Source organism: Deinococcus sp., assembly GCF_030523985.1.
In the GTDB taxonomy this organism is placed as follows: domain Bacteria; phylum Deinococcota; class Deinococci; order Deinococcales; family Deinococcaceae; genus Deinococcus.
Genome location: NZ_JAUNHK010000075.1, coordinates 1 through 8,331, shown reverse-complemented (window position 1 = coordinate 8,331; position 8,331 = coordinate 1). Strand labels below are relative to the sequence as shown.

Here is an 8,331-nt window from a genome sequence, read left to right as displayed (position 1 = left end):
CGAGGTCAATAGATTGCAGCAGCACGTCACGCGCCGAGCGGGTTTTGGCCTGCGGGTGGGGGTTCCAATGCCCGAACGAAAGGAAACCAATCTTCTTCATGGCAAGAGATTATCAAAATCGGTTTGAAAAGTAAAGCGATTTATTTTAGAAAGAAAATTTGGGAGCGACAGGATGGCAGCCGCTAAACTTGCAGCAAGATGACCCCCGATGAACAACAGCAAAAACGGCTCCTGGCCTTTGCACAGGCTTACGACCCCGCCCTGACCGAAGCCCCCGAAGCCTTCCAATTTGGAGACTCACCCGAGATGGCTGACCGCCTGCTTGCTCTGGTACTGAGCGGCAAAAAAACAGCCACGACAGGATGGCCTGCTGACCCGAGTGTTTATGAGGGCATGCTCTCTATCGTGCTGGACGGACGGAACCAGCCCAGGGCCATTATCCGCACCGTGCAGGTAGAGCAGGTGCCTTTCCTTGAAGTTTCCGCTGCCTTTGCTGCGGCTGAAGGCGAGGGCGACCTGACCCTGGACTGGTGGCGCGAAGCTCACCGCCACTTTTTTCTGCGCCAGCAGACAGAACACCCCTTTACAGACAAAGAAGCCGTGCAATGCGAAACCTTTGAGGTGGTCTGGCCGCAACCCTGAAGCTAGCTTCAAAGCACCAAAAAAGCCGAAGCACATGGCTCCGGCCCTTTTTCTATCGACTATTAACCATCGACCATCAACGGTCTTAGAAGTCCATTCCGCCCATGTCAGGGGCAGCGGGCGCAGCAGGCGCGGCCTTCTCGGGCTTGTCGCTGACGATGGCTTCGGTGGTCAGGATGAGAGAAGCGATGCTGGCGGCGTTTTGCAGCGCGGTGCGGGTCACCTTGGCGGGGTCGACGATGCCAGCGGCGACCATGTCGTCCACGTACTCACCAGTGGCGGCGTTGTAGCCGTAGCGGGGCTTGTCGCTGTTGATGACGGCGTTCACGATGACGCTGCCTTCTTCACCCGCGTTGGCAGCGATCTGGCGGGCGGGTTCTTCCAGCGCACGAACCAGGATGCGCGCACCAGTGGCTTCGTCGCCGTGCAGCCCTTCAGCGGCCTTCTTGACGGCGGGAATCACGCGCAGCAGGGTGGTGCCGCCGCCCGAGACGATGCCTTCTTCCACAGCGCTGCGGGCGGTGCTCAGGGCGTCCTCGTAGCGGTGCTTCTTTTCCTTCAGTTCGGTTTCGGTAGCAGCGCCCACGCGAATCACGGCCACGCCGCCGCTCAGCTTGGCGAGGCGCTCTTGGAGTTTTTCGCGGGCATAGTCGCTGTCGGTGTTGTCCAGCTCGCCCTTGATGGCGTTCACGCGGGCGTCGATGGCGCTCTGCTCGCCCTTGCCGTCCACGATGGTGGTTTCGTCCTTGGTGATCTGGATGCGGGCGGCGCGGCCCAGCATCTCCATGGTCACGTTTTCCAGCTTGTGACCCAGGTCTTCGCTGACCACTTCGCCACCGGTCACGGCGGCAATGTCGCGCAGCATTTCCTTGCGGCGGTCACCGAAGCCGGGGGCCTTCACGGCGGCGATGTTCAGGGTGCCGCGCAGCTTGTTGACGACCAGGGTGGCGAGGGCTTCGCCTTCCACGTCTTCCGCGATGATCAGCAGGGGCTTGCCGGTCTGGGCGACCTTTTCCAGGATGGGCAGCATGTCCTTGAGGTTGCTGATCTTCTTTTCGTTGATGAGGATGTAGGCGTCGTCCAGCACGGCTTCCATCTTCTCGGGGTTGGTGATGAAGTAAGGGTTGATGAAGCCCTTGTCGAACTGCATCCCTTCCACCACGTCCACTTCGGTGTCGAAGCCCTTGCTTTCCTCGATGGTGATGACGCCTTCCTTGCCCACCTTGTCCATCGCGCTGGCGATTTCTTCGCCCACGGTTTCGTCGTTGGCGCTGATGCCCGCGACCTTCTTGATGGCTTCGCTGTCTTCGACGGGCTGGGCCTGCTTCTTGATTTCTTCGATGGCGACAGCCACGGCCTTCTCAATGCCGCGCTTCAGGGCCAGGGGGTTAGCGCCCGCCGCCACGTTCCGCAGACCTTCTTTGACGATGGCCTGACCCAGCACGGTGGCGGTGGTGGTGCCGTCACCCGTGATGTCGTTGGTCTTGCTGGCGACTTCCTTGAGCAGCTGGGCGCCGATGTTTTCCAGCTTGTCCTCCAGCTCCACTTCCTTGGCGACGGTCACGCCGTCCTTGGTGATGGTGGGGCTGCCGAACTTCTTCTCGATGACCACGTTGCGACCACGGGGGCCAAGGGTCACTTTGACAGCGTTGGCGACGGCGTTGACACCGCGCTCCAGGCTACGGCGGGCTTGTTCGTCGAATACGAGCTGTTTAGCCATGATGGTTGCTCCTTACGGAGCGTCTAAACGTCAAAACGTCTAAACGCTAAAAGATGAGAGGGAGGCTTTTTGCTGTTGACCCTCTCCCTTCATGGGGGAGGGCCTTGCGAAGCAAGGGGTGGGGGTGAGGGGTATTACTCGACGATGGCGAGAATGTCGCGCTCGGAGAGGATGCTGTAGTTCTTGCCCTCCAAGCTCACTTCGGTGCCGCCGTACTTGGCGAAGTACACGGTGTCGCCTTCTTTCACGTCCAGGGCCACGCGGGTGCCGTTGTCGAGCAGCTTGCCGTTACCGACAGCGACAACCTTGCCGCGCTGGGACTTTTCCTTGGCGGTATCGGGAACGTACAGGCCGCCAGCGGTCTTCTGCTCGGCTTCTTCGACAATTTCAACCAGCACGCGGTCGCCTAATGGTTTCAACATGGGTATACCTCCAGAAAGTGAAATGAGTGGCGGATGATGTCCAGGCGCGGTTTTTTCCGTACCCAGACGGCTTATCCAAAGCTGATGGTAGTACGGTGCTACGAAAAATGTCAAACACCCTTAGCTGACAATCTGAGTCTGACACGCTCAAGGTGCGCCAGGACGCGCAAAGCAGGTATTGACTCTTTGGGCTATAGCTTTGATATATATATGTCATCCCACTATATTCAGGAGGCAGAAGAGTGGCTCGCCCCGAAATCCTGTCCCGTATGCCCTTTGAAGAAGCCTTTTCCGCTCTAGGAGACGCGCCGCTGACCCTTGCCGTGCTTGACCTCGACCATTTCAAGCTGCTGAACGACACGCTGGGCCACAGCGAGGGCGACCGCGTGCTGAAAGTCGTGGAGCGCCTGCTGTCGGGGAGTCTGCCGACGGGCAGCGTCGTGGGGCGCATCGGCGGCGACGAGTACGCGGTGATGTTGCCCGAAACCGCCGCCGAAACCGCCCTGATTCTGTTCGATGAGGTCATCAAGCACTTTCACATTCACCGCGACCCGCAGTGGCCCAAGACCCTGGGCCTGAGCGTGGGCCTCGCCGCTCGCCCAGCCCACGCCAGCGAGTACGCCGACCTCAAGCGGGCCGCTGACGAAGCGATGGTGCGGGCCAAACGCGAGGGCCGGGCGCGGGCCTGCATCTACGTGGAATCCAAGATGGTCCTCAAGTCCAACTACTACCCCAAGAGCCAACTGGAACGCCTGAGCAAGCTGTCCGGCGCCCTGGGCCGCACCGAGGCCAGCCTGCTGCGTGAGGCGCTGGACGACCTGATTGAAAGGAACCGGGGAGAACTGTGAACCATACGACCACCCTGCAAGACGGCGACCTGACCCTGCGCCCCCTCACCGAAGCCGACATTGGGCCGCTGTGCGACCTCGCCACCGCCCACGCCGAGGCGCTGCGGCTGATGGGCACGCCGCCGAATACACCCGACTACTACCGGGGCGCACTGACCGACCCCATGCAACTGGCCTTCGTGGTCGAGGTGGGCGGGCAACTGGCAGGCAGCACGCGCTACGGCGATATTCGCGCCGCGCACTCGGGGCTGGAAATCGGCTGGACGTGGCTCACGCCGCAGCACTGGCGCACGGGGGTCAACCGCCGGATGAAACGCCTGCTGCTGGCCCACGCCTTCGAGGAAATGAAGATGGAACGGGTACAGCTCAAGACCGACATCCTGAATACGCGTTCCCAACGGGCCATTGAGGGTATCGGCGGCGTGCGCGAAGGCGTCCTGCGTTCGCACATGCGCCGCGCCGACGGAACGATGCGCGACACGGTGATGTATTCGGTCACGCGCCCGGAGTGGGAGGGGGTCAAAGCGCGGCTGGGTGGGATGGAATGACCACCGACCCCTTTCTCCCCGGCTGGCTCACCGCCATGCAAGAAGCCTGGGACGGCTACCTCTACGGCTCCTATCCCATCGGCGCGTGCATCGTGGACGCCCAGGGGCAGGTCGTGGCACGCGGGCGCAACCGCCTGGGCGAACCGAGGCGGGCACACGCGGGCGTGATTGGCGGGCACGACCTCGCCCACGCCGAAATCAATGCGCTGCTGAACGTGCCCGACATGCGCCGCCCCGATTGCCTGTCGTGGACGGTGCTGACGACGGTGGAGCCCTGCCCGCAGTGCGCTGGAGCCATCGCCATGAGCGGTATTCGTGGGGTGAGTTACGCGGCGGCTGACCCCTGGGGCGGCTGCGTCCATCTGCTGCGCGACGACCCTTACATGAGCCGCTGGGGACAGATGCGCGTCGGACGTGCGCCGGAGGACCTCACGCGGGCGGCGCTGCGGCTGACCCTGGTCGGTTTTCTGGAGGAAGGCCACCGCCCCGAAGACCGTTTTCTGCAAAGTTTCGCGTCCCACAAAGCCGAGTTCAGGGCCGCCCGCGAACTTCACGACTCCGGCACGCTCTCCCGCCTGCGCTCGGGCGGGGCGACACTCACCGACGCGCTCACTGAACTGCTGGGCAAGCCCGTTCCGGCGGCGTGGCTGGAACTTTTGCAAGGAACCGCACCCCCACGCCCGCAGACTTTCGCGCCCAACCTCTCCCCCGGCCTGGAGCGCACGGGCCGCGCCTGCGCCTGGATAGAGCGGGAGGACGGACGGGTACTGATGACCGAGGCGCGAATGGGCTGGACACTGCCGGGCGGCGGCATAGAGAGGGGCGAAACGCCGCAACAGGCCGCCGTGCGCGAAGCCTGGGAAGAAGCGGGCGTGCGCGGCGAAGTGGCGGGCGAGGGCTGGACGCTGGACGACGGTGCGGGGTCGGTCTGCGTGCCTTTGCGGGTGCTGGCACAGGAAAGCAGCCCCGAAGGAAAATCCTGCATCTGGGTCAACCCCCACGCGCTGCCCTGGGCACTGGACGAACAACTGCGGCAAATCCTGGCGGCACGCGGTCAGACGCCGGAACCGCTGCGCCTGCCGCCTCTAGTCGCTCAGGCGTATGCGCTGGCCCTCGCGTCGGGCTTCGACCGCTCGTGCAGCGAGGAAACCGGGCGGCTGCTGCGAACGCTGGCGGCGGGCAAACCGGGCGGGCGACTGCTGGAACTCGGCACCGGCCTGGGCGCAGGTGCGGCGTGGCTGCTGGCGGGCATGAGCGCCGACAGTACGCTGCTCACGATAGAAAACGACCCGGAGCGGGCCACGAAAGCGGCGGAGGTGCTGCGGCAGGACGAGCGGGCGCGAGTACAGGCAGGCGACTGGGCTGACGCCCTATCGGACGGGCCGTTCTACCTCATCTTCAGCGATTGTGCGCCCGCCAAGCAGGAAACTGCCCACCTTGACCGCCTTGTGGACGCGCTCTGTCCCGGCGGACTGCTGGTCGTGGACAACTTCTCGCCGCCGATGTACCTGCCTGCCGAATTGCACAGTGGCGACGCCCAGCGGGACGCCCTGTTCGCCCATCCGCGGCTGGCGTGCAGCGAGCTTCAGGTGGGGCGCAAGGAAAGGGTCATCCTGGCGACCCGGAGGTCAGAATGAAACTCACTCTTCTGCGACATGGCCGCAGCCGCGCCGACGACGAAGGCGTGCATGAGGGCCGTTACGACTCGCCGCTGACCGACGTAGGCTGCGAACAGGCCCGCCGACTGGCGGCGTACTGGCAGGCCAACCCACCGGGATTCGACCGGGCCTACTGCTCGACCCTGAAGCGGGCGCAGCAAACCGCGCAGGTCATGGCCGAGGCGCTGGCCCTTCCGCTGACGCCCAGCGACCTTCTGCGCGAATGGGACAATGGCCCGCTCGCTGGCATGAACCGTGAGGAAGCGCTGGCAAAGTACCCCATTCCGGCCTTCCGCCACGACCTTGACCCCTTTACTCAGGACGGTGGCGAGAGTCAGGCCGCCATTCGCGTCCGCGCCCTGCAAGCGCTGGAGCTGGTCTGGCAAGGCGGCGGCGAAGACATTCTGGTGGTGTCGCACGGCGGCTTCCTCAATTCCATGCTGCGTGAACTGCTCGGCGTGCAGCACGGCTGGTTTGCCTTCGAGGACACCCGTTTCGCCACCCTGCACCTCAGCCGCACGTCCCACACGGTGATGCTGACGGGCGTGAACCTCGCGCCGCACTTGCCGGAGTAATACGGATTCCGCTCCATTCCGCCATAGTCGCAACTACACCGCCTATGGCTCCATTCCACGAAATCCTTAGCTGTTCCTACTCCTTCCAGTCGGATTTCATCCCCCAAACTGGGGGACTTCAATCGGAATCGATATCAGTTGCCGCGCCGTCCGCGTTTTTCGGCCTCTATCGCCCGTTGCAACTCGCTGATTTGGCCCAGAATGGCGATCTGCTCGGCGGGCGGGGCGGTGACGACCTGTTGCTTGAGCAGGGCGACCTCGGCCCTCAGCGCGTCTATGTTGAGCGTGACCTGAATCTCATCCACCGCCGTAGCCGCGTAGGCGACCACCTTCTGCTCGTATTCCTGCGAGGAAGCGCGGGACAGGGTGCGCGGGTCGCGGGCCTCGAACATCAGGCGAATCAGCAGTTGTTCCTCGGGCTGCCCCCGGAAAATGTCCAGAATCTCGTCGGGACTCTGGGCGTCACGGGCGGCCAGCATCACCTTTCTGACCGCCTCGTTGCGCCAGGGCATCGAGCCGTCCAGCTTGGCGAGCAGCGAGGGGTCCACCAGCAGTTGCCGCAGCAGTGCCAGCTCATGCTCTTCCTCGCCCCCACCCTGGCTCATGCCCGCCAGATGGGTGTCGGTCAGGGTGCGCTTTTTGGCCCTGGACCCTATCCAGTCCAGCAGCCCTTCAGGCCGAATGCCCAGCAGTTCGCAGGCCGCCGCCCGCATGTCCTGGGCGATGCTGTCGAGCGGGTCGAGGTTCTGCATGCGCGGCAGCAGCTCCATCAGAATGTTGCGTTTGCCCTGGTTGGTCGCCGTGCCGTATTTCTCGGTGGCGGCCTGCACGCGGTAGCGCACTTCGTCCAGCCCGCCCGCCAGCGCCCCTTGTACCTGGGCCTCGTCGCCCGCCAGCAGCGCGTCGGCGGGGTCTTTGCCGCTGGGAACACTGGTCGCCCGCACCCGGAATTTGGCCCCGATGACCTGGTCGAGTCCCGCCAGCGTCGCCTTGAGGCCCGCCGCGTCCTGGTCGAACATCAGCACGATGCTTTGTGCACCCAGGCGTTCGAGCAGCGTGGCATGTTCGGCGGTCAGCGCCGTGCCCAGACTCGCCACCGCGCCCGTAAAGCCGTGCTGGTGCATGGCGATCACGTCCATGTACCCTTCGACAACCACCAGTTCCGCGCCGCTGCTCAGACCCAGGCGGGCCTTGTCCAGCCCGTAGAGCAGTTCGCCCTTTTTGAAGGCGTCGGTTTCGGGCGTGTTCAGATATTTGGGCTTGGAATCGTCCAGCACGCGCCCGCCGAAGCCCACCAGCCGCCCCAGATGGTCACGGATGGGAAACATGACACGGCCCCGAAAGCGGTCATAGACGCGCCCGTTTTCGGGGTTTTCAATCAGCAGGCCCGCTTCCAGCAGTTGCCGCTCGCTCAGCCCCTTGGTGCGGGCGAGTTTGAGCAAGCCGTCCCAACCCTCAGGCGCGTAGCCGAGTTCGAAGGCGGAAATCGTTTCGTCGGTCAGCCCTCGCCCGCGCAGGTAGTCCAGCGCCGCGCCCGAAAGGTGAGAGCGGAAATAGTCCAGCGCAAAAGCATTGACCTCATAAATGTCGCGGCTGGTCTTCTCGCCGTACTTGACCTCGATTTCCAGCCCGGCCCGGTCGGCCAGCTTGCGAAGCGCGTCCCCGAAGCTGAGGTTTTCCACCTGCTGCACGAAGCTGAACACGTCGCCGCTGGCCTTGCACCCAAAGCAGTGGTAATAGCCTTTCTCGGTGTCTACCTGAAAGGAGGGGGTTTTTTCCTTGTGAAAGGGACACAGCCCCTTGAGCCGCCCCTTCCCGGCAGGGGAAAGGTGGACATATTCTCCCACCACATCGGCAATATTCAGCCGTGCGCGGACATCTTCTTTGGTCGCCACCTTTCCACCTCCCTCGGCCCTGG

8 protein-coding genes are annotated in these 8,331 nt (G+C 63.7%); 5 read left to right on the top strand and 3 right to left on the bottom strand.

Translation table 11 applies throughout. The annotated features are described in order from the left end of the window. Positions 1-198 precede the first annotated feature (198 nt). Positions 199-642 (top strand): ASCH domain-containing protein, encoded by a 444-nt coding sequence (locus tag Q4C89_RS10830; protein WP_303102625.1) that lies wholly within the window; start codon positions 199-201, stop codon positions 640-642. Between the two features lie 85 nt (positions 643-727). Here Q4C89_RS10830 and groL read toward each other — a convergent pair whose 3' ends face one another. Both groL and groES read right to left on the bottom strand, forming a co-directional pair. Beyond that, on the bottom strand, positions 728-2,362 hold the full coding sequence (gene groL / locus Q4C89_RS10825; RefSeq protein ID WP_303102624.1) for a chaperonin GroEL: 1,635 nt from the start codon (positions 2,360-2,362) through the stop codon (positions 728-730). A 134-nt stretch (positions 2,363-2,496) separates the two neighbouring features. Continuing rightward, positions 2,497-2,784, bottom strand: coding sequence for a co-chaperone GroES (gene groES / locus Q4C89_RS10820; RefSeq protein ID WP_303102623.1), 288 nt, complete (start codon positions 2,782-2,784; stop codon positions 2,497-2,499). 242 nt (positions 2,785-3,026) lie between these two features. Here groES and Q4C89_RS10815 point away from each other — a divergent pair, with 242 nt between their 5' ends. From Q4C89_RS10815 to Q4C89_RS10800, 4 genes are read left to right on the top strand one after another with little or no spacing between them, the layout of a single operon-like run. After that, positions 3,027-3,632, top strand: coding sequence for a GGDEF domain-containing protein (locus tag Q4C89_RS10815; RefSeq protein WP_303102622.1), 606 nt, complete (start codon positions 3,027-3,029; stop codon positions 3,630-3,632). Continuing rightward, the gene (locus Q4C89_RS10810; RefSeq protein WP_303102621.1) at positions 3,629-4,180 is read left to right on the top strand and encodes a GNAT family N-acetyltransferase; all 552 of its coding nucleotides are present in this window, start codon (positions 3,629-3,631) and stop codon (positions 4,178-4,180) included. The genes Q4C89_RS10815 and Q4C89_RS10810 overlap by 4 nt, the downstream gene beginning before the upstream one ends. Then, positions 4,177-5,817, top strand: coding sequence for an NUDIX domain-containing protein (locus tag Q4C89_RS10805; protein WP_303102620.1), 1,641 nt, complete (start codon positions 4,177-4,179; stop codon positions 5,815-5,817). The genes Q4C89_RS10810 and Q4C89_RS10805 overlap by 4 nt, the downstream gene beginning before the upstream one ends. Continuing rightward, positions 5,814-6,413, top strand: coding sequence for a histidine phosphatase family protein (locus Q4C89_RS10800; RefSeq protein WP_303102619.1), 600 nt, complete (start codon positions 5,814-5,816; stop codon positions 6,411-6,413). The genes Q4C89_RS10805 and Q4C89_RS10800 overlap by 4 nt, the downstream gene beginning before the upstream one ends. Positions 6,414-6,547: 134 nt before the next feature. Here Q4C89_RS10800 and dnaG read toward each other — a convergent pair whose 3' ends face one another. Beyond that, the gene (gene dnaG, locus Q4C89_RS10795; protein WP_303102631.1) at positions 6,548-8,263 is read right to left on the bottom strand and encodes a DNA primase; all 1,716 of its coding nucleotides are present in this window, start codon (positions 8,261-8,263) and stop codon (positions 6,548-6,550) included. Positions 8,264-8,331: the final 68 nt, after the last annotated feature.